Source organism: Halomonas denitrificans (assembly GCF_003056305.1).
Classification (GTDB): Bacteria; Pseudomonadota; Gammaproteobacteria; order Pseudomonadales; family Halomonadaceae; genus Halomonas; species Halomonas denitrificans.
On the sequence record NZ_PYVX01000001.1, the window covers coordinates 309803 to 329956 of the forward strand.

Annotated in this window: 18 protein-coding genes; 9 read left to right on the top strand and 9 right to left on the bottom strand. The window is 61.6% G+C overall.

Translation table 11 applies throughout. The features are described from left to right. Window positions 1–370: 370 nt before the first annotated feature. Window positions 371–2098: an SLC13 family permease gene (locus C9F13_RS01365; protein ID WP_108444447.1), complete on the bottom strand. Its 1728-nt coding sequence runs from the start codon at window positions 2096–2098 to the stop codon at window positions 371–373. Window positions 2099–2233: 135 nt separating this feature from the next. Between C9F13_RS01365 and C9F13_RS01370 the strand changes: the two genes are divergently transcribed. The 4 genes from C9F13_RS01370 (at window position 2234) to cysQ (C9F13_RS01385) (ending at window position 6758) form a co-directional block, all read left to right on the top strand. Next, window positions 2234–3040: a helix-turn-helix domain-containing protein gene (locus C9F13_RS01370; RefSeq protein ID WP_157955145.1), complete on the top strand. Its 807-nt coding sequence runs from the start codon at window positions 2234–2236 to the stop codon at window positions 3038–3040. 36 nt (window positions 3041–3076) lie between these two features. Further along, window positions 3077–3979 carry a sulfate adenylyltransferase subunit CysD gene (cysD, locus tag C9F13_RS01375; protein ID WP_108444449.1) on the top strand — a complete coding sequence of 301 codons (903 nt, stop codon included), beginning with the start codon at window positions 3077–3079 and terminating at the stop codon, window positions 3977–3979. Then, the gene (gene cysN, locus C9F13_RS01380) at window positions 3979–5883 is read left to right on the top strand and encodes a sulfate adenylyltransferase subunit CysN (RefSeq protein ID WP_108444450.1); all 1905 of its coding nucleotides are present in this window, start codon (window positions 3979–3981) and stop codon (window positions 5881–5883) included. The genes cysD and cysN overlap by 1 nt, the downstream gene beginning before the upstream one ends. Before the next feature lie 86 nt (window positions 5884–5969). Next, window positions 5970–6758 carry a 3'(2'),5'-bisphosphate nucleotidase CysQ gene (cysQ, locus tag C9F13_RS01385; protein WP_245888676.1) on the top strand — a complete coding sequence of 263 codons (789 nt, stop codon included), beginning with the start codon at window positions 5970–5972 and terminating at the stop codon, window positions 6756–6758. Window positions 6759–6794: 36 nt separating this feature from the next. Here the strand turns inward: cysQ (C9F13_RS01385) and C9F13_RS01390 are convergent, their stop codons facing one another. The 6 genes from C9F13_RS01390 to C9F13_RS01415 all read right to left on the bottom strand — a co-directional run bounded on the left by C9F13_RS01390 (window position 6795) and on the right by C9F13_RS01415 (window position 13037). Further along, on the bottom strand, window positions 6795–7235 hold the full coding sequence (locus tag C9F13_RS01390) for a low molecular weight protein-tyrosine-phosphatase (RefSeq protein WP_108444451.1): 441 nt from the start codon (window positions 7233–7235) through the stop codon (window positions 6795–6797). A gap of 121 nt (window positions 7236–7356) precedes the next feature. Then, window positions 7357–8778, bottom strand: a complete 1422-nt coding sequence (locus C9F13_RS01395; RefSeq protein ID WP_108444452.1) for an MBL fold metallo-hydrolase RNA specificity domain-containing protein — start codon at window positions 8776–8778, stop codon at window positions 7357–7359. A gap of 97 nt (window positions 8779–8875) precedes the next feature. Next, on the bottom strand, window positions 8876–9739 hold the full coding sequence (gene cysQ / locus C9F13_RS01400) for a 3'(2'),5'-bisphosphate nucleotidase CysQ (RefSeq protein ID WP_108444453.1): 864 nt from the start codon (window positions 9737–9739) through the stop codon (window positions 8876–8878). Then, the gene (locus tag C9F13_RS01405; protein ID WP_108444454.1) at window positions 9736–11019 is read right to left on the bottom strand and encodes an O-antigen ligase family protein; all 1284 of its coding nucleotides are present in this window, start codon (window positions 11017–11019) and stop codon (window positions 9736–9738) included. Before C9F13_RS01405 ends, cysQ (C9F13_RS01400) begins: the two co-directional genes overlap by 4 nt. Window positions 11020–11048: 29 nt before the next feature. Then, complete coding sequence (locus tag C9F13_RS01410; protein WP_157955146.1) at window positions 11049–12419, bottom strand: sulfatase-like hydrolase/transferase; 1371 nt, start codon at window positions 12417–12419, stop codon at window positions 11049–11051. Window positions 12420–12542: 123 nt separating this feature from the next. Further along, window positions 12543–13037 (bottom strand): pilin, encoded by a 495-nt coding sequence (locus C9F13_RS01415; protein ID WP_157955147.1) that lies wholly within the window; start codon window positions 13035–13037, stop codon window positions 12543–12545. Between the two features lie 370 nt (window positions 13038–13407). On the opposite strand from C9F13_RS01415, the gene pilB reads away from it, so the two are divergent. Together pilB and C9F13_RS01425 are read left to right on the top strand one after the other, a co-directional pair. Next, on the top strand, window positions 13408–15204 hold the full coding sequence (gene pilB, locus C9F13_RS01420; RefSeq protein ID WP_108444457.1) for a type IV-A pilus assembly ATPase PilB: 1797 nt from the start codon (window positions 13408–13410) through the stop codon (window positions 15202–15204). Between the two features lie 50 nt (window positions 15205–15254). Next, complete coding sequence (locus tag C9F13_RS01425) at window positions 15255–16487, top strand: type II secretion system F family protein (protein WP_108445309.1); 1233 nt, start codon at window positions 15255–15257, stop codon at window positions 16485–16487. 3 nt (window positions 16488–16490) lie between these two features. On the opposite strand, the gene C9F13_RS01430 is transcribed toward C9F13_RS01425, so the two are convergent. Continuing rightward, window positions 16491–17009, bottom strand: coding sequence for a L,D-transpeptidase (locus tag C9F13_RS01430; RefSeq protein ID WP_108444458.1), 519 nt, complete (start codon window positions 17007–17009; stop codon window positions 16491–16493). After that, the gene (locus tag C9F13_RS01435; protein ID WP_108444459.1) at window positions 17009–17677 is read right to left on the bottom strand and encodes a TetR/AcrR family transcriptional regulator; all 669 of its coding nucleotides are present in this window, start codon (window positions 17675–17677) and stop codon (window positions 17009–17011) included. Before C9F13_RS01435 ends, C9F13_RS01430 begins: the two co-directional genes overlap by 1 nt. 237 nt (window positions 17678–17914) lie before the next feature. Between C9F13_RS01435 and lexA the strand changes: the two genes are divergently transcribed. The 3 genes from lexA to C9F13_RS01450 all read left to right on the top strand — a co-directional run bounded on the left by lexA (window position 17915) and on the right by C9F13_RS01450 (window position 20126). Then, a complete protein-coding gene (lexA, locus tag C9F13_RS01440; protein WP_108444460.1) occupies window positions 17915–18574 on the top strand; it encodes a transcriptional repressor LexA in 660 nt (219 codons plus the stop codon). A gap of 57 nt (window positions 18575–18631) precedes the next feature. Further along, window positions 18632–19678 carry a DNA polymerase IV gene (gene dinB, locus C9F13_RS01445; RefSeq protein ID WP_108445310.1) on the top strand — a complete coding sequence of 349 codons (1047 nt, stop codon included), beginning with the start codon at window positions 18632–18634 and terminating at the stop codon, window positions 19676–19678. Window positions 19679–19784: 106 nt separating this feature from the next. After that, window positions 19785–20126: a four helix bundle protein gene (locus C9F13_RS01450; protein WP_108444461.1), complete on the top strand. Its 342-nt coding sequence runs from the start codon at window positions 19785–19787 to the stop codon at window positions 20124–20126. Window positions 20127–20154 lie beyond the last annotated feature (28 nt).

Genomic DNA, 20154 nt, shown 5'->3' on the forward strand with positions numbered 1-20154 from the left:
ATGCCCGCGAGGTTCTTGTTGGGAGGGGGGCTGTGTAGAGCTCGTCATGGTGTCGCTCCGGTCAACGTAAAAAGCTAGGCACGCTACCGCCCGAGGATTTTTCCGGGCGCTTCCCATGCCCTTCAGAAACAGAAATATCGCCGGGTGGGCCTTGCCCCCGCACTGGCATCAATTGATGATCACGACATTCTACGCAACTGCGCAGGTCTACTCCACGCTGGGCGCCGATAGGACGCCCAGGGCAATGATCAGAAGCTAAGGCGACTTGGCTTGTGAAGGATACAGACCTCCTGTCGCGCCCACAACGACATCTATCGCAACACCAGTCAAAGAGCCGAACCGGAAGCTCCAACAAGAAGTCGCTCGGAATTTAGAAGGGAAACACCAGCGGCGTGAGCAGCAGAACGGCACTGGAATAGGCCAGACTGACCGGAAGGCCCACCCGCAGGAAATCCCCCATGCTGTAACGACCGGGTGAGTAGACCATCAGATGGGTCTGGTAGCCATAGGGGATAAGAAAGCAGGCGCTAGCGCCGTAGGCCACCGCCATGATGAAGGGCATGGGGTCTGCGCCAAAGGCCTGAGCGGTGGTCCAGGCCACGGGGAAGGCCAGAGCCGCAGCGGCGTTATTGGTCACCGTCTCGGTGAGCAGCAGCGTCAGCAGATAGCAGCCGATGAAGGCGGCATAGACACCGTGGCCGCTGAAGAGCACCTGCATGCCCTGTGCCAGCAGGTCAGCAGCGCCTGAACTCTCTAGCCCCTGTGCGATGGCCAGCGCCGAACCAATGATGACCCACAGCTCGAAAGGGAAACGTCGCCGCAGCTCGGCCGGACTGAGCACTTTTCCCACCAGCAGCCCCGCCATCAGCAGCAGTAGTCCGTGGAACAGCGGCAGCAGCTCCAGGGCAGCCAGGCCGATCACACTGGCGAATCCGACCAGGGTCAGCCCACTCGCCACAGGACGGAGCTTGGGACGTGTCAGGCTGCCACTGAGCAGGTGGAAGTTGCGATCGAGGTTTCGGTGCTGGCGGAAGTCGCTACCCACGGCCATCAGCAGGCAGTCGCCGGTTCTCAGGGTGATTTGCCCAAGCTGCCCCTCGAGACGCTTGTCCCCACGGCGAATGCCCACCACGCCAGCATTGAACATGCTGCGAAAGTCCACCTCCTGCAAGGTGCGGCCCGCCAGCTCCGATTCGTGAGAGATCACCACCTCGACGAGATTGGTCGCCAACAAGGCATCGGCTTGGTGCCCGAACAGCTTGAGCCCCGGGAAGCGCTGAAGCGCCTGGACCTTGCTCACCTCACCGGTGAACACCAGAGTATCATCCGCTTGCAGGATCTCATCCGGCCCCACCGGACTGATCAGCCTCCCCTGCCGCTCGATCTCCAGCAAGTAGAGCCCATCCAGGCTGCGTAGCCCGTTGGCCTCGATACTGCGGCCGACCAGATCGGAACCGGGCTGCAGGTCAGCAGCCAGGAAGTAGGATAGTTTGTCGGCCGTCTCCTCCGGCATATGATGCGGCAGCGACCGCGCCCGCCACAGCAGCATGCCGAAGGTGACCAGCGCCACCGGAATACCCACCAGGCTGAACTGGAACATGCCCAGCTCGGTGCCTCCGCTGCTCAAGACGAAAGAGTTCACCACCAGGTTGGTGGAAGTGCCCACGAGGGTGGTCATGCCGCCTAGGATGGAGGCGTAGGAGAGAGGGATCAGCAGCCGAGACGGCGCGATCCGTTTCTGCCTTGAGACGGCCCCGAGGAAAGCCGCGACCACGGCGGTGTTATTAAGGAAGGCCGACAGCACGGCACTGGCCCCCATCAGGCGAGCCGTCGCGGTGGATTCACGACCGGCCAGCAGCCGCCCAGAAAGCCAGTCGAGCAGCAGGGAACGCTCCAGGGCCAACGAGACGAGCAGAAGCAACATGAGGGTAGCCAGGGCCGGATTGGTGTACTGCTGAAGCAGGGTCGAGGTATCCACCAAGCCAAACAGGAGGTAGGCCCCGGCCAGGCTGACGAAGGCGATGGCCGGGCGCACCCACCCGGAGATCAGCGCGGCCAACAGGCCAGCGATGGAGAACAGTACCGCCCAGGTCATCATGGTCGCTCGTCCTTGAGGGGATCGGATCAGGCTTGTGGGATTCTACTGGGGCTTTTATGATGATGTCGAATAGCCTTCTACCCCTTTTCTTCACATTGATATTTTACACTTTATAGTCAATAAGTTGACTCTATATTGAGCACTAAATTTTTATCGCCCAAAGTGCTGAACGAGCGCCGACTGGAAGCGGTTCGGCTTCGCCTGGATGGCCATACCGTGGCAGAGGCAGCTATCCGGACAGGACTATCCGCCCCCACAGTCTCAGCGGCCTGGAAAGCCTTCCGGGAAGGCGGCTGGGAGGGCGTGCCGGTGCGCCGGCGTGGTCGCAAGGCGGGTCAGGCGGAGAGTCTGGATGAAGAGGCTCAGGGCGACCTGGAATCGCTGCTGGCCTCTCACCCAGATACACCCGAACCAGCCTGGAGCAGTCGGGCGCTGGCAGTTGCGCTGGCTGAAGAAGGCCACAGGGTATCACCGAGAGCGATCGACCATTGGCTCACTGCGCAGGGTCTCAAGCCCGAACCGCTTTCGCTGGAGAGCCTGGCGCGCAAGCGCTCCTCTTCGGGACGTTGGTATCGTCAGCAGGTGCAGCCGGTGCTCGAGCAGGTCAACCAGGCCGGCGGCAGCCATTGGCTGGGAGGCGTTCGCGTGGCGAGGCCGGACAATTCGGCGGATAGTGTTCCCCGACGCTATCAGCTCTATCTGCACGGCAAGCGTGGCGCCCTCTTCACTCGCTGCCTGCCGGCACCGCCCATGGCCGAGGAGTACCTGGCACTGTTCGAACGGTTTCTCTCCAGCGCACAAGGCCCCATCACCCTGCTCTTCCGCGGCGCCTTCTTGCAGGCCAGTCCGGAGATCCAGACCTGGCTGGCGGATCATCCCGAGTTCCACCTGATCAACGTACCGCCAAACCTCGGCTTGGGGTCTGCCCCAAAAGTTCGCTGAGACGCGGCCCCGACAATTCCTGTACATGGACAGACGATGACGACACTCACCCATCTGCAGCGGCTCGAAGCCGAGAGCATCCAGATCATGCGCGAGGTGGTCGCCGAGACCGAGAATCCGGTGATGCTCTACTCCGTAGGTAAGGACAGCGCCGTAATGCTGCACCTGGCGCGCAAGGCCTTCGCGCCTGCGCCGCCGCCGTTTCCGCTGCTTCACGTCGATACCCGCTGGAAGTTTCGCGCCATGTACGAGTTCCGCGACCGCATGGCCGAGGAATCCGGCATGGACCTGATCGTGCACATCAACCCCGAGGGCGTGGAAAAGGACATCAATCCGTTCACCCACGGCTCGGCCATTCACACCGACGTGATGAAGACCGAGGGCCTCAAGCAGGCGCTGGATCAGTACGGCTTCGATGCCGCCTTCGGCGGGGCGCGCCGCGACGAGGAGAAGTCCCGTGCCAAGGAGCGGGTGTTCTCCTTCCGCACCGCTCAGCACCGCTGGGACCCCAAGAACCAGCGTCCGGAGCTGTGGAAGCTCTTCAACACCCGCAAGCACAAGGGCGAGTCGATCCGCGTCTTCCCGCTCTCCAACTGGACCGAGCTCGATATCTGGCAGTACATCTACCTGCAGAACATCCCCATCGTGCCCCTCTACTACTCCGCCGAACGCCCGGTGGTTGAGCGCGACGGCGCGCTGATCATGGTCGATGACGAGCGCATGCCGCTGGAGCCCGGCGAGGTGCCGATGATGCGCAAGGTACGCTTCCGTACCCTGGGCTGCTACCCGCTCACCGGCGCCATCGAATCCGAGGCCGACACCCTGCCGTCGATCATCCAGGAGATGCTGCTGACCAACACCTCCGAGCGCCAGGGCCGGGTGATCGACCACGACAGCGCCGCGTCCATGGAAAAGAAAAAGCAAGAGGGGTACTTCTGATGGCACACGCGTCCGACCTGATCGCCGAGGATATCGCCGGCTATCTCGAGTCTCACGAGCACAAGGGGCTGCTGCGCTTCATCACCTGCGGCAGCGTGGATGACGGCAAGAGCACGCTGATCGGCCGCCTGCTGTTCGAGTCCAAGCTGCTGTTCGAGGACCAGCTTGCCGCCATCGAAGCCGACTCGAAGCGCTTCGGTACCCAAGGCACCGAAATGGACTTCGCCCTGCTGGTCGATGGTCTGGCCGCCGAGCGCGAGCAGGGCATCACCATCGACGTGGCCTACCGCTTCTTCTCCACCGACAAGCGCAAGTTCATCGTCGCCGATACCCCGGGCCACGAGCAGTACACCCGCAACATGGTGACCGGCGCCTCCAACGCCGATGCGGCCATCCTGATGGTCGATGCCCGCCACGGCATCCTCACCCAGACCCGCCGCCATAGCTTCCTGATGTCGCTGATCGGCATGCGCAAGGTCGTGGTGGCGATCAACAAGATGGACCTGGTCGACTACTCCAAGGACCGCTTCGACGAGATCGTCGAGGAGTACCGGACCTTCGCCAAGCAGCTGGGGCTCGAGTCGATCACCTTCATCCCCATGTCGGCGCTCAAGGGCGACAACGTCATCGAACACGGCCACCACATGCCCTGGTATCACGGCCCCACGCTGATGGCCTACCTGGAGACCGTGGAGGTCGACGACGAGCGCCTCCAGCGCGCCCCGTTCCGCCTGCCAGTGCAGTGGGTGAATCGCCCGAACCTGGACTTCCGCGGATTCACCGGCATGGTGACGAGCGGCAAGGTCAAGCCGGGCGACGCCATCCGCGTGCAGCCCTCCGGCAAGACCAGCACGGTGTCTCGGATCTACACCTTCGATGGCGACCTGGACGAAGCCGTGGCGGGCCAGTCCGTCACCCTGCTGCTGGACGACGAGATCGACATCTCACGAGGCGACATCATCTCCGGCGTCGAACAGCCTGCGCAGACCGCCGACCAGTTCGAGACCACCCTGGTGTGGATGCACGATCAGCCGCTGCTACCGGGGCGCCCCTACCTGATGAAGCTCGGCACCCAGACCGTCTCGGCCACCGTCACCGACATCAAGTACCAAGTGAACGTCAACACCCTGGAGCACGCGGCCGCCAAGCAGCTGGACCTCAACGGCATCGGCATCTGTACCCTGAGCCTCAACAAGCCCGTGGCCTTCGATCCGTACCAGGAGAGCCAGGATACCGGCGGCTACATCTTGATCGATCGCCTGACCAACAACACGGTCGGCGCCGGGATGCTGCACTTCGCCCTGCGGCGCAGCCAGAACATCCATATGCAGCACGTCGACATCGACAAGCAGGCGCGAGCGCTCGCCAAGGCCCAGCAGCCCGCGGTGCTGTGGTTCACCGGCCTCTCCGGCGCCGGCAAGTCGACCATCGCCAACATGGTGGAGAAGAAGCTGCACGCCGCGGGCCAGCATACCTACCTGCTGGACGGCGACAACGTCCGCCACGGCCTCAACCGGGACCTGGGCTTCACCGATGCCGATCGCGTCGAGAACATTCGCCGCGTCGGCGAGACGGCAAAGCTTATGGTGGATGCCGGCCTGATCGTTCTGACCGCCTTCATCTCGCCGTTCCGCAGCGAGCGCGACCTGGCCCGGGATCTGGTGGAAGACGGTGAATTCATCGAGATCTTCGTCGACACCCCGCTCGACGTGGCCGAGGAGCGCGATCCCAAGGGGCTCTATCGCAAGGCGCGCCGTGGCGAGTTGAAGAACTTCACCGGCATCGACTCTGCCTATGAGGCGCCGGAGACCCCGGACCTGCATCTCAAGACCCAGGAGATGAGCAGCGACGAGGCCGCCGACGCCATCATCGCGCTGCTTCGCGAGCGCCAGATCATTGCCTGATGCTGCCATGGCCGTGCACGTTGACATCGGCTCTCACCATACCCAACCCGGCGCCTGCGCCGGGTTGTCACGATAGGGACCATCACATGCCGCTAGACATGTCCGACCTGCTCGAGCAGGTACACACCATCGCCAAGGATGCCGGCGCCGCCATCATGGCCGTCTATGCCCGCGACTTTTCCATCGAGGAAAAGGAAGACAAGAGCCCGCTCACCGAGGCCGACAAGGCCGCCCATGACGTCATCGTGGTCGGGCTCGAGGCCGTGCCGGGCGAAATCCCAGTGCTCTCAGAGGAGCACACCGAAGGCTTCACCGGGGCGGATGCCCACGGCCGCTACTGGCTGGTCGATCCGCTGGACGGCACCAAGGAATTCATCAAGCGCAACGGCGAGTTCACCGTCAATATCGCGCTGATCGAACACGGCAAGCCGGTGCTCGGCGTGGTCGTAGCTCCGGCACTGGAGGTCTCCTACCTTGCCGCCGAGGGAATCGGTGCCTTCAAGGTGGACGAAAGAGACGAGAAAGGCGGCGAGCGCCAGTCGATCCAGGTGGCGGGCAAGCCCGCCGAAGGCACCACCTGGCGCGTGGTGGGCAGCCGCTCCCACCCCAGCCCGGATCTCGCCGAATGGCTGGAGCGGCTTGGGGATCATGAGATGGTACCCATGGGCAGCTCGCTGAAGCTCTGCCTGGTGGCCGAGGGTGCGGCGGATGCCTATCCGCGCCTCGGCCCCACCTGCCTGTGGGACACCGGGGCCGCCCAGGCCGTGGTCGAGCAAGCCGGCGGCCGCGTCGAAACCCTGGAGGGGCAGCCGCTGCGATATGCCAGCCCCGAGCAGCACCTGAATCCCTACTTCGTGGTCTGGGGAAGTCAGTGATGCCTTTTCGATCTGCCATGTGAAGAGCTTACGGGCTCAACCGAGGCGAGCCGCCCAGGCCTCACAGGCTTCGCACAGCAACCGGTGCACCGCATCGAACACGGCAGGGGCTTGCCGGTAGGGATCGGGAATGTCCCTGCCCTGCCCCGCCTCCAGCCACCGCCCCAGCAGCATGGTCTTGCCCAGTGCCTCGGGCACCAGGTCGGCCACCGCCTGACGCTGGCCCTCGCTCATCACCAGCACGATGTCGGCCTCTCGCACCATCTCGACGGTGAGCTGGCGAGCCCGATGGCCAGCGACCTCCAGGCCATCGGCCTCAGCCAACGCTCTGGCTGAAGACTCGACACCGTGATCCACCAGCGCGCCTAGGCCGGCGGATTCCACCCTGTGATTCGGCAGCGCACGAGCAAGCATCGCCGCAGCGACCGGGCTGCGGCAGATGTTGCCGGTGCAAACCACCAGGATGTGATGAAACATGGCGGGATTTTCCTTCATGATTCGAACCAGGCGGGAGGCAGTTGCCGACGCACTCCGACGTGCTGAATACCAGCGATCGCCGTGCAAGCACGGCTCCCACAATCCCACAGGGCTTTGCTGCTCACCATTGGGCCTGGTGATCGGCCCCCAGGCTCACCTCGACCCTCCGGCCCGCTTCCCGCGCCCACTGCTCGATACGAGCCTTGAAGGCGAGCTGAGCGTCGTGCTCACCGTGTACGAGCCGGATCCGGCGAGGCGGGTGGCGCATGCGGCGGATGAAATCGAGGAGATTTCGCTGGTCGGCGTGAGCCGAGTAGCCACCCACGGTCTCGATATGGGCGCGAATATCAAGCCGCTCGCCGTCGAGGAGCACCCAGCCGCCGCGCGGTCCATGGCGCTGGATGGCGCGACCCGGAGTACCGACGGCCTGATAGCCGATGAACACCACGGCGTGACGCGGGTCGCCGAGCATCCGCTTCAGGTAGTTGACCACCCGACCGCCGGTGACCATGCCGCTGGCGGCGATCACCACCGTCGGGCGGTGGCTAAGCGCCAGGTAATCCACCGTCTGCACGTGCTCGGCATGGCTCTCCACTGTGTAGACGCTCTCGAAGTTCAGCGGGTGGCGGCCGCCGCGCAGTCGCCGATGCGCCTCGGCGTCCCACCACGGCCTGAGTTCGCGATAGACCTCGGTGAAGCGCGCGGCTAACGGCGAGTCGACGATGATCTCGAGCTCGCGCCAGCGCGCATCCTTGGCACCATGGATCAGCCCCTCCAGCTCGTAGAGCAGCTCCTGGGTACGGCCGATACTGAAGGCGGGAATCACCACGCTGCCGCCGTTCTCGAGCGCCCGGTCGATGGCGGCCTTCAGCCGTTCTCGACGAGCTTGCCGCCCCTCATGGCAGCGATCGCCATAGGTGCTCTCGATCACCAGGGTGTCGGCGCGATAGGGAGACCGGGGGGCCGGCAGCAAGGGTGCATAGGGCGCCCCGAGATCGCCGGAGAACACCGTGCGATGGCGCTCGCCGGTGGCGTGTTCCCGCGTATCGACCTCGACATAGGCGGAGCCGAGGATGTGCCCGGCCCGCTGCAGCTTGACGCGCACGCGGTGGCGCGGATCGTCGATCACGACATGCCACTGCCGGTAGTCCAGGGGCACCAGGCGCTTCTCCACCTCGGCGAGGAAGCGCTCGATCAGTGCCCGGTCGCGGGTGAAGCCGATCTTCAGGGCATCTTCGATCACCAGCGGCAACAACCGCGCGGAGGGCACCGAGCAGAGGATCGGCCCCTCGTACCCCGCGGCCAGCAGGTAGGGCAGCCGACCGATATGGTCGATGTGGACATGGGTGACCACCAGCGCCAGAACATCCTCGACCGGGAAGCGCACCCGGTGCTGCTCCAGGCTGTCGAGACCATCGGCGTCCTGGCCCTGGAAGAGGCCACAGTCGATCAGCAGAGCACGCTCTTCACTTATCTGCAGGCGGTGGCAACTGCCGGTCACGCTCTCGGCAGCGCCATGATGGACGATCCGTGGGGGTTGCATTGAGGTGGCCTCCCTGCCCGCAATCCAGTACCCGCTCTCTGATGTCTTCAATGTAGGCAAGGGTGGCTTCGCGGGTGGACCCAAAGGGCGCAGCCTGTCAGCGGCTATCGGGATCGGCCTCCAGCGCCTCGGCCAAGGCCCGTTCCCAGCGCGGATCTCGCTGGCCGCAGGCGATGAAGTCAGGATTGAACAGGCTCTCTTGCTGGTTGCAGCGCAGCGGCTTGAGCGTCTTCGCCTCCAACACCTGTCCACCGGCGGCGGTGACGATGGCCTGGGCCGCCGCGGTGTCCCATTCGCGGGTAGGCGCCAGACGCGGATAGAGATCGGCCATTCCCTCGGCGATCAGGCAGAATTTAAGCGAACTGCCGATCGATTGAGTGGCGTGGGCAGGCAGCGCCTGGCAGAAAGCCGCATAGGCGCCCGCCCCTTGGCGGCGGCTACCGACAACACGCCAAGGCTCACGTTCGGGGTCAGGAAGCGCCCGCACTCGAATCGGAGAGTCGCGAACGTCATCGCTGTTTTGCGCACTCTGGCGTCGGAAGGCGCCCTGCTCTGCCAGGCCCCACCAGGTCACCGCCCCCTCTGGCAGCGCCGGGGCATGCACGATGCCGAACACCGGCACGCCGGCCTCGATCAGCGCCAGGTTGAGGGTGAACTCCCCGTTGCCGGCGATGAACTCCCGGGTGCCGTCCAGCGGATCGACCAGCCAGTAGCGCGTCCAGTGCCGGCGAGTCGCCCAGGCAATCTCGCCGGACTCCTCGGAGATCATGGGAATGCCTGGCGTCTCACGCTCGAGCAGCGCCACCAGAGCGTAATGGGCGGCCATGTCCGCCTCGGTCAGCGGGCTCTGGTCGGCCTTGTGCTCGACGGCGAAGCCTCGTCGATAGATCGCCATCACCTTGCGGCCGGCGTCCTCCACCCCGGTGATGAGTCTTTCGATGGTGACGCGATTCAGCTTCATGGTCGCCCTATCGATTTCTCAGGGCCAAAGTTCTGAATACAGCCCACATGCACATTTTTTCCATAACCCTCACTCACGTTAATATAAGCCAACACCATGAGAGACAATGAAAAAGGAACACCATGATAAAACAGCCCATCAACCAAACTAAAAGCAAGAATGGAGAGCATGAATAAATACATAAAAACAAGGTATTCAGAAGACCTTTTAACATAGATTGCAAGGAAGGATTTGCATATCAAAAACAAGGCAAGAACAGAGACCACAGACAACCCCAAAAAACCGAACTCAATCAAAACCTGGAAGATCAGACTATGGGGCTGAACAATATTGGCATCTATAACATTGTAATTATAAAAAGCTTCAGGCCCCAAGCCAAAAATCGGGGAAATCTGTGAAACCTCCCACGTAGCGCCCCATATAGCAAGCCTCCCTGAGGAAATCCCATTCATAGAATCCCTAGCGGAAGTGGAGACACTATCAAAAAGCATATGAGTTTCACCTGAAAGCAATAACAAAGAGGCCCCAAAAAGTAACCAAACCGCCATAGAGCCAGCTAATGCGACAGCCTCTTTCCTGAAAGTCAGCATCAACAATACAATCAATACAAACGTTGCCGCTGCTTGTCCTCTCGCTCCCGTCCAGGCAGTCAAGAACCCAATCAAAACCATCAGAAATGCAAAAAACATGTAGCTAACAAAATTCTTCAAGTACGCCCAGCACAACAATCCCGTGAATATAAAAAGATCGTAATTAAAATGACGTATGTGCCGATAGAGAGGCGGATGAGGTTTAACACTACCTTCCCAAGCAGCAGGATCACTTGAAAGCCAAACAATCAAAAAAACCACCAAGACAATTAGCAACGAGAAACCTTTAATAAAAAAAACCTCTTTCAAACCCACTCTCTGCTCCTGCAGGTAAGCGACAAAAGAAAAGTAGAAGAAGAACTGCACTATATAGAAATAAAATCTATCTTCGCGAACCACCTCAACCCCTAAAAAAAACCAAGACAAAGCACAAATAAAAAATACACCGACAAGTAAAGTAGGCATAACCCACCGGCTTAGAAAGTGAGACATGCACTTTGACAGGCTCCGATAGTTAGCCAAGACAAAAACTAACTGCAACCCCATGACAATAACATTTATATCCCTTGACGTATAAACCGAAGTCAGAAAAACCGGAACCACAATCGTCGCACACAGAAAAAACAAAGACACATAATTAAAGAACTCGCCATCGCCGTCTCGAACTTCTGAAAGAGATGCATTGCTCATAAAAAACTGTAGCCTCTTTAAGTTTTATTCTAGCTTTTTCCAGACTGAAGCATTATCCACGGCACAACCCTGGACTCGAAATGGTCCTCAAACTCTTCCCTATCAAACAGTCTAGGCTCATGATCGCCGACTACAACTACATCAACATCCTGCATTCCATCTTGAGACAAAAGCTTCGCAAGCGAGTCAAAAAACTGAGCATTCAACTTCAAGTTTCTACATGCCTCAGCGCTAGTAATTTGGTGTTTCTCGCAATCAAACCTATCAACAGATATATCACGCGCATCGTAGGGCGAGTGACTATTCAATGTTAGCCAATAAAAGAAGCCTTTATCATTTTCTACAAAAAAATCTTCAACGTCGTCAACCATGTCAACGTCGCATGCTCCTGGAAAGGAGAAGCACCTGCGTGGCCAACTACGATCCTCAAAAAAAGTTACTTCATCGAAGCCAATTTTTGGATACCATACACCACGATCATACATGGTACTACTAGCTCCATGCATGGCAGCAGTACTGTAACCGAGACTGCTTAACTTACGTGGCAGGCAATCTCTTGAAATCTCATCGGGTATCAAACGCACATCATAGCCACTTGGCCGAAGACCACATAACTCTCTTAGCTCACCCTCAACGGTAGCACCCGAAAACTGAAAAATCCCCGAATCATAACTAAGACCTCTCAAGGCCCTAAGGGGGCGTAAGATATCTTCCTGTATCTCAGGTTTATGAGGAACTCCCCAAGATTCTACGATGACGAATAGAAGTTGGTCACCAAGGGTTTCGTCATCACGATCAGACCATTGGGTTATCGCTCTTACCCCAACATAATTGGAAAAATCAGACTTTCCTGTTCGTACATTTGAAGCAAAACCTACCTGTCTGCTAGAGATAAGATAATCGAATTGACTTGCTGCAAAGAACTTCTCTGGCTTTCGATAAGTGCTTCTTCCGTCTGATAGCTGTGAGGCTGAAAAGTAACAACTACCAAACAGCACCATCGTTAGGAAAAAGCCACGGCGAGAGATTTTTGGCGCCATATAGAAATGCAAGGCCAACAAAACAACAGCTGAACAAAAAACTCCAGCAGCAACCACTTTATAATAAAGAGGAGCTAACAGAAAAAACTTGGAAAGGTAGACTACTTCTTCTAGTCTAAAAAATGGAAAAACCTGCCCGATGAGTGCAAATATATCAGCAAGAAAAGCAACACTGACCAACAACACCCCTAAGTGCCACCACCCTAAAACAAATACTGACATCGTCAGCAAATAATCCAGATTCACTACTGGTCGAATCAAGGAATAATATTCTGCTGCGGCTAACAGAATTATGTTCGGCAAGAAAGCGGCTGCAGCCAAAATAGCAGCGCGTCGAAACATCAATGAAAAAGATCTCAAGCGTATTTCCTTGAAAACAGGCTTGCTGTTGCGAAAAACATAAATAACGGCCGACATAACTGCCGGCCGCTAAAATCGACTTGATGGAAAAGATCAATCCATTAATCTTTTGGCAAGCTCATGCTAGCTTCCTGCACCGCATCCATCAGGACGGTACTGCACATCAACATCTGTTGTACACTCCCAGCCGGCATCAGTACGCTCATACTTGATAACAGGATCTCCGCCACCAGTCAATGCTAACTGTGGTGCATACTGTTTATCCGTACCCACCCCAAATTGATAAACTATACTTATGTAACCACCTGTTGCAGGCACACCAGTAGCAGGATCAAAGGCCAAAGTGCCATACGCTTGATCAGCTACAACTCCGACATATCTTGTATCTCCCGTTTGATCGCTAGAATTGAAAGAAAGATTGTAACCTCTATTTACAAAGTCATCAGCTTGGGTCAACACCCCTCTAATTGTGGCCTGTGCGTTACTCATTTGACTTCTGGCTATATAGTCTTGGTACCGCGGAATCGCGATTGCCGCCAGAATCCCGATGATCGCCACCACGATCAGCAGTTCGATCAGGGTAAAACCGCCCTGCCCGGTCTTGACGTACTTCTGCATGCCCTGTCGTTTCATGACCCTGCCCCTTGCTCCTTTCCGCCGTGGCCGATGCCTATTGGTATGCAGGCCCGTGCGGGTTTCACGTGAGGCGGCTAGTCCAGGCATCTCAGCCTTTCGCCAGCCACCGGTATCATCAGGCGTCATACCGCCTGCTAAAAGTTACATTAATTTACGCACCGCAACCCTGCAAGCGTCAGTGTATCCCAGCGGTGAGTGAACATCAGAAATTTCAGCCATAAGGATGAGCCAAAACATGAGCAAAAAGCGGAGCGAGCATGACGCGGCGCTGGGCGGGCACTGGCCACAGGGGCTAGAATCAGCTAAGCCAGTGAACTTCATCTGTCCTTTCCCTGCGACACCATGAGGCGCCATGAACGACTATCGCCCCCCGTCCCCCGAACGCCACCCGAGCCCGCCGGAAGCCGGCCCCTCGCCGCTGCATGGGGCCACCCAGCGCAGCGGGCTTCGAGGCCTGGCGCGTCGTCTGGTGGCCGATGGCCTGCTGAGCGAAGCGGCGGCGGTGCGCGCGGAGGCCGAAGCCCGCGAGGCGGAGCTGTCACTGCTCGCCCACCTGATCGAAACGGGGATGGTGCCCGCCCGCCAGGCCACGCTGACCGCCGCCTGGGAGTACGGGCTGCCAATCATCGATCTCGATGCCCTGCGCTTGGAGAGCCTGCCGCCGGCCAAGGACTACCCGGACAAGATCCTGCGCCGGCTGGGGGTGCTGCCGCTGGTACGCCACGGCCATCGCCTCACCGTCGCGGTGCCCTACCCCTCCACGCTGGCGCTGCTCGATGAGCTCCAGTTCGCCACTGGCCTGACGCTCGAGGGAGTGCTCGCGCCGATAGACCAGCTGCGCCCGGTGCTGGAGAGCTACCTCGCCAGCAGCGAGCGCAGCATGCTCGACGATCTCGCCAACGTCGACGATGCCGTGGGGGAGCTTGCCTACGACGAGGGTGTAGTCGACGCCACGGACGAACAGGCCGCAGTGGCCGCCGCCGGCGACGATGCGCCCATCGTCAAGTTCGTCAACAAGATCCTGCTCGATGCCATCAACCGCGGCGCCTCGGACATTCACTTCGAGCCCTATGAGACCAGCTATCGGGTGCGCTTTCGCATCGACGGCATCCTTCACGACGTGGCCCATCCGCCCTTCGCCATGCGCTCGCGCATCTCGGCGCGCCTCAAGGTGATGTCGCGGCTCGATATCTCGGAGCGCCGGCTCCCCCAGGACGGCGCCATCAAGCTCAAGCTCTCCAGCACGCGCTCCATCGACTTTCGCGTCAACTCCCTGCCCACGGTCTACGGCGAGAAGGTGGTACTGCGGATCCTCGATCCCGGCTCGGCGCAGCTCGGCATCGAACAGCTCGGCTTCACTCCCGAGCAGCGCGCCATGTACGAGAGCGTGCTTGACTCACCCCAGGGCATGATCCTCGTCACCGGCCCCACCGGCAGCGGCAAGACCGTCTCCCTCTATACCGGCATCAACATCCTCAATCAGGTGGAGCGAAACATCTGCACCGCCGAGGACCCGGTGGAGATCAAGGTGCCGGGCGTCAACCAGGTCAACGTGCTGCCCAAGATCGGCCTGACCTTCGCCAGCGCCCTGCGCGCCTTCCTTCGCCAGGACCCGGACGTGGTAATGGTGGGCGAGATCCGCGACCTGGAGACCGCCGAGATCGCCGTCAAGGCCTCCCAGACCGGCCACCTGGTGCTCTCCACCGTGCACACCAACTCGGCGGCGGAGACCCTGACCCGCCTGGCCAACATGGGCGTGGCACCCTTCAATATCGCGAGCTCCGTCAGCCTGATCATCGCCCAGCGCCTGGCGCGCCGGCTCTGCCAGCGCTGCAAGCAGCCGGCGGAGATTCCCCGCGAGGCGCTGCTCGCCCAGGGTTTCACCGAGGACGAGGTGGCCAGCGCCACCATCTACGAGCCGGTGGGCTGCCAGCACTGCACCCAGGGCTTCAAGGGGCGCGTCGGCATCTATGAGGTGGTGCCGATCAGTGACGCCATGAGCCACCTGATCATGACCCAGGGCAACTCCCGGGACTTCGACGCCCAGGCCCGCCAGGAGGGTCATCCGGACCTGCGCCGCAGCGGGATCCTCAAGGTGATGCAGGGGTTGACCAGCCTGGCCGAGGTGAACCGGGTCACCAAAGACTGACATAACGACCATAACGACAACGCGACGCAGGGATGGACCACACGATGAACATGGCGACTCAGCCCTTGCGCAAGGGGCAGAAAACCAAGCTCTATCGCTGGCGGTGGACCGGAAAGGGCCCCAATGGGCGCAAGGTCGGCGGCGAGATCATCGCGCCCAAGCGGGCCGAGGTGGAACGCGTACTCGCCGGGCAGAACATCATCGTCAAGCAGGTCCGTCGCAAGGGCGGCTTCGGCGGCGGCATGGGCAAGATCAAGCCGCGGGACATCATGCTCTTCGCCCGCCAGATGGCCACCATGATCCGTGCCGGCGTGCCCGTTCTGCAGGCCTTCCAGGTGGTGGCGGAAAGCCTCAAGAAGCCGGCGATGAGCGCGCTGGTCCAGGAGCTGATGAACGACGTGGCCGCGGGCGCCAGCTTCTCCGAGGCGCTCAAGCGCCATCCCGAGCACTTCGACCGCCTGTTCGCCAACCTGGTGGAGGCCGGCGAGCAGTCGGGCTCGCTGGACCACATGCTGGAGCGGGTGGCGACCTACAAGGAGAAGGTCGAGTCGCTCAAGAGCCGTGTCAAGAAGGCGCTCTGGTACCCGGCCGCGGTCATCGTGGTCGCCATCGCCGTCACCGCCCTGCTGCTGATCAAGGTAGTCCCGCAGTTCGAGAGCCTGTTCCACGGGTTTGGCGCCGAACTGCCCGCCATGACGCGCATGACCATCGCGATGTCGGAATTCGCCCAGCAGTACTGGTGGTGGGGGCTGCTCGGGGTCGCGGGCTTCATCTTCCTGCTGCGCGGCGGCATGAAGAAGTCCGAGGCGTTTCGCTTTCGCATGCATCGTCTGGCGCTGCGCATCCCGGTGATCGGCGACATCCTCGACAAGTCCGCCGTGGCCCGCTATTCGCGCACCCTGGCCACCACCTTCGGCGCCGGCGTACCGCTGGTCGAGGCGCTGGAAACCGCCGAGGGCGCGGCGGGCAACATGGTCTACGAGCGGGCCATCGCCCAGATCCGCGAGGACGTGGCCACCGGCCAGCAGCTGCACTTCGCCATGCGCCTCACCGAGCAGTTCCCGCCGCTGGCGGTGCAGATGGTGGGCATCGGCGAGGAGGCGGGGTCGCTTGACGCCATGCTCAACCGCGTGGCGGACTACTACGAGGAGGAGGTCGACAACAAGGTCGATACCCTGACCTCGCTGCTCGAGCCCTTCATAATCGTCATCCTCGGCGTGCTGGTCGGCGGCCTGGTGATCTCGATGTACCTGCCGATCTTCGAACTGGGTAGCGTGATCTGATCGTCAGTCGTGCAGCCACACCGGGGTGCCCGGTACGGCGATGTCGAAGAGTGCCAGCAGGTCATCATCGCGCAGGCGAACGCAGCCGTGGGAGCGGGCCACCCCCATGGGCTCGCTCGGCGGTGTGCCGTGCAGGTAGATGTAGCGGCGCTGGGTATCTACCCGGCCGCCGCGATTGCGCCCGGGCTCAAGCCCGCCTAGCCAGAGAATGCGGGTGAGGATCCAGTCGCGCCCCGGGTGCTCCGCGGCCAGGGCCTTGGAGTAGACCTCGCCGGTAGGCCGACGCCCGCGATAGACGGTACCCGGCGGCTGGCCCGCGCCGATTGCGGCGCGAATGGTGTGCCAGCCCAGCGGCGTCGCCCCGCTGCCCTCCTCCTCCCCGGTGCCGTTGCCCCCCGTGGAGACCTCGCACGTCCACTGCAACTCGCGCCCCCGCCAGACGCAGAGCCGCTGGGCGGCGGTATCGATCTCCAGCCACAGGCCGTCTTCCGGCGGCAGCTCGGCCAGCACTGGCGTGCGCATCAGCCCACCTCCCGCTGGGGCGGAAGCGCCTCGGGCAGCGGCGCGTTCATCGCCGCCACCACCACCGGGCGCAGGCGACGGACCAGGTCGCGCACGCCGACGTGCTCTCCGTAGTCCTGCTCGGCGATGTCGCGCAGAGCATCGAGCCCCGAGAGCGTGAAGATCACCGTGCCGAGCATGAAATGCAGCCGCCAGAAACGCTCGGCGTCGGGCAGCTCGGGGGTGGCCAGGCGCACCAGCTCGGTGAAGCGGGTGAAGGCGCTGCCGTACTCCTCCTGGATATAGCGCCTCAGGTGACCCTGGGCCTGGCTGTAGGCGAGCCCCAGCAGGCGCATGAACACCTTCAGGCTGTTGCGCTCTGCCGGCACCTCCAGCACGCAGCGCGCCATGGTCTCCAGGAGTTCCTCCAGCGGAATGACGCTGCCCGCGTGTCGCGCCTCGAGCTCGTCGAGGGCGGTGTGGAAGCGCTCGGTGAAAGGGGTGAGATAGCGGGCGAACACCGCCTGGATCAGCGACTTCTTGGAGCCGAAGTGATAGTTCACCGCGGCGAGATTGACCTTGGCCTTGCTGGTGATGTTGCGCAGCGAAGTCTCGGCGAAACCACGCTCGGCGAACAGCACCTCGGCGGTGTCGAGGATGCGCGTGACGGTGTCGGGCTGCTGGGCCATGGGCGGCTCCACGTGATTGGAAACAATTGTTTGAATCTAGCAGGAGTCTATGACAGACAAGGGGATGGCTCAATGCCGCCAAGGTCGGGGCGTTTGAAACGCCGACAAGAGCGCGCACACCCTCGCTGGATGATCAACCGACGCACATGCTTTTACTGGATGTAAAGACATGCTGTATACTTGACCAGACGCGTGACGATGGCATCGTCCCCCACGGTTACAGACCCCGGAGGTCCCATGAGCCGCTCCCTTACCGCTCGGCAACAGAACGTGCTCGATTTCATCGTCAAGACCATGAACGAGCTGGGCTATCCGCCGACCCGCGCGGAGATCTCCCGGGCGCTCGGCTTCAAGTCGGCCAATGCCGCCGAGGAGCATCTGCGCGCCCTGGAGCGCAAGGGCGCGATCCGCGTGATCCGTGGCACCTCACGGGGCATCCGCCTGCCGGCCCAGGAGCCCGAGGCCCACGGCGAGCAGCCCCTGGAAGAACCGCCCGCCCAAGGCCTGCCGATCATCGGCGAGGTCGCCGCCGGCAGCCCGATCCTCGCCGCCGAGCATATCGACCGCTACTGCCCGCTCCCCCCGGAGTACTTCACCCCCCGCGCCGACTACCTGCTGCGGGTGCGCGGCCTCTCCATGAAGGACGTCGGCATCCTCGAGGGCGACCTGCTGGCCGTGCATCGCACCGAGCGTATCCGCGACGGCCAGATCGTGGTGGCACGTCTCGAGGACGAGGTGACCGTCAAGCGCTTCCACCGCCAGGGGCACGTGGTCACCCTAGAGGCCGAGAACCCGGACTTCGCCCCCATCGAGGTGGACCTGCGCCACGATGCGCTCGAGATCGAGGGCGTCGGGGTGGGCGTCATCCGCGGCGGCAACGGCCAGGCGCTGGGCTAACCCCAGGGCACGAGGCGATGCGGGCCCGACCCGCATCCTGTCGATCCCATGAGCGAGCTGCGCAAGATCCTCCACGTTGACTGCGACTGCTTCTTCGCGGCGGTGGAGATGCGCGACGACCCGAGCCTGCGCGACATCCCGCTGGCCATCGGCGGCTCACGGGAGCGCCGTGGGGTGATCGCCACCTGCAACTACCCCGCCCGGGAGTACGGCATCCACTCGGCGATGCCCACCGCCCGGGCGCTGCGCCTCTGTCCCCACCTCACCCTGCTGCCCGGCCACTTCGAGAAGTATCGAGAGGTGTCGGCGCAGATGCAGGCAGTCTTCCATGAGCTGACCCCGCTGGTCGAGCCGCTCTCCCTGGACGAGGCCTTCCTCGACGTCACCGCGGTCGAGGGCTTTCGCGGCAGCGCCACCTGGATGGCACGCTGGATAAAGGAGGAGTGCTACCGTCGCACCGGCATCACCGTCTCGGTCGGCGCGGCCTCCTCCAAGTTCCTGGCCAAGATCGCCAGCGACTGGGAGAAGCCCGACGGCCTGACGGTGATCCCGCCGGAGCGGGTCGACGCCTTCGTGCGCGAGCTGCCGGTCAAGAAGCTCCACGGCGTGGGCCCCGCCACCGGCGCCCGGCTCGACGCCATGGGCATCACCACCTGCGTCGAGCTGCGAGAACTGCCCATCGAGCGGCTGATCGAGGAGTTCGGCAAGTTCGGCCGCCGGCTTTTTGAACTCGCCCGGGGCATCGACGAGCGGCCGGTGCGGGTCGAGCGCGAACGCAAGTCGGTGAGCGTGGAGACCACCTTCGATCGCGACCTGCCGGACCTGGCCAGCGCCCGAGACGCACTCGTGCCGCTCTGCGAGCGGCTAAAGGGCCGCCTGGAGCGTCACGGCCACCCGCCCCTGGCCGGGCTCTTCGTCAAGGTGCGCTTCGACGACTTCAGTCTGACCACCCTGGAGAGCCGCGGACTCACCCCCGAACCCGAGAGTTACACCCGACTGCTGGAGCAGGCCTGGGCCCGCGCCAGCCGTCCGGTGCGCCTGCTCGGCGTCGGGGTGCGCCTGCTGCCGGAAGATGCGCGCCAGCAGCTCACGCTGCCGTTATAAGCTCCAAGCAGCCAAGCACCGAGCAGCCAAGATACATGCCGAGATCCGACCAGGCAGGCTGCTAGTGCTATGTTGAAAGCATTAGGGAATTGCAAGGGAGGCAGGGATGCGATTCGAGGATCTCCAAGTATGGAAACGCTCAGCAAGGCTTTGCTCAGAGGTTTACCAGTCGTTCAGCCAATCGAGAGACTTCGGGTTCAAGGACCAGATCACCCGATCCGCCCTATCGATCGCCAGCAATATTGCAGAAGGCTATGAACGAGATGGCGACAAGGATCGCGTCAAGTTCTTCAGCTATGCCAAAGGTTCCTGTGCCGAGCTTAGAACCCAGATCTACATCGGCATCGAGATTGGCTACATCGAGAAGTCGTCAGGCCAGCGTTGGGCCGAAGAGACACGTGAGATTTCTCGGATGCTCTACGGGCTCATGAACCGGTTCCGTGAATGAACTGGTGGTAATCCTTGGCGCTAGGCAG

Bases quoted from the DNA above. Each gene is read 5' to 3' on its own strand.
- cysQ (WP_245888676.1), top strand. From the start codon at position 5,970: ATGCCGCTAGACATGTCCGACCTGCTCGAGCAGGTACACACCATCGCC.
- C9F13_RS01365 (WP_108444447.1), bottom strand. From the start codon at position 2,098: ATGATGACCTGGGCGGTACTGTTCTCCATCGCTGGCCTGTTGGCCGCG.
- cysD (WP_108444449.1), top strand. From the start codon at position 3,077: ATGACGACACTCACCCATCTGCAGCGGCTCGAAGCCGAGAGCATCCAG.
- lexA (WP_108444460.1), top strand. From the start codon at position 17,915: ATGAGCCGCTCCCTTACCGCTCGGCAACAGAACGTGCTCGATTTCATC.
- C9F13_RS01405 (WP_108444454.1), bottom strand. From the start codon at position 11,019: ATGAGCAATGCATCTCTTTCAGAAGTTCGAGACGGCGATGGCGAGTTC.
- C9F13_RS01390 (WP_108444451.1), bottom strand. From the start codon at position 7,235: ATGTTTCATCACATCCTGGTGGTTTGCACCGGCAACATCTGCCGCAGC.
- C9F13_RS01425 (WP_108445309.1), top strand. From the start codon at position 15,255: ATGGCGACTCAGCCCTTGCGCAAGGGGCAGAAAACCAAGCTCTATCGC.
- cysN (WP_108444450.1), top strand. From the start codon at position 3,979: ATGGCACACGCGTCCGACCTGATCGCCGAGGATATCGCCGGCTATCTC.
- C9F13_RS01415 (WP_157955147.1), bottom strand. From the start codon at position 13,037: ATGCAGAAGTACGTCAAGACCGGGCAGGGCGGTTTTACCCTGATCGAA.
- C9F13_RS01450 (WP_108444461.1), top strand. From the start codon at position 19,785: ATGCGATTCGAGGATCTCCAAGTATGGAAACGCTCAGCAAGGCTTTGC.
- pilB (WP_108444457.1), top strand. From the start codon at position 13,408: ATGAACGACTATCGCCCCCCGTCCCCCGAACGCCACCCGAGCCCGCCG.
- C9F13_RS01430 (WP_108444458.1), bottom strand. From the start codon at position 17,009: ATGCGCACGCCAGTGCTGGCCGAGCTGCCGCCGGAAGACGGCCTGTGG.
- C9F13_RS01395 (WP_108444452.1), bottom strand. From the start codon at position 8,778: ATGCAACCCCCACGGATCGTCCATCATGGCGCTGCCGAGAGCGTGACC.
- C9F13_RS01435 (WP_108444459.1), bottom strand. From the start codon at position 17,677: ATGGCCCAGCAGCCCGACACCGTCACGCGCATCCTCGACACCGCCGAG.
- cysQ (WP_108444453.1), bottom strand. From the start codon at position 9,739: ATGAAGCTGAATCGCGTCACCATCGAAAGACTCATCACCGGGGTGGAG.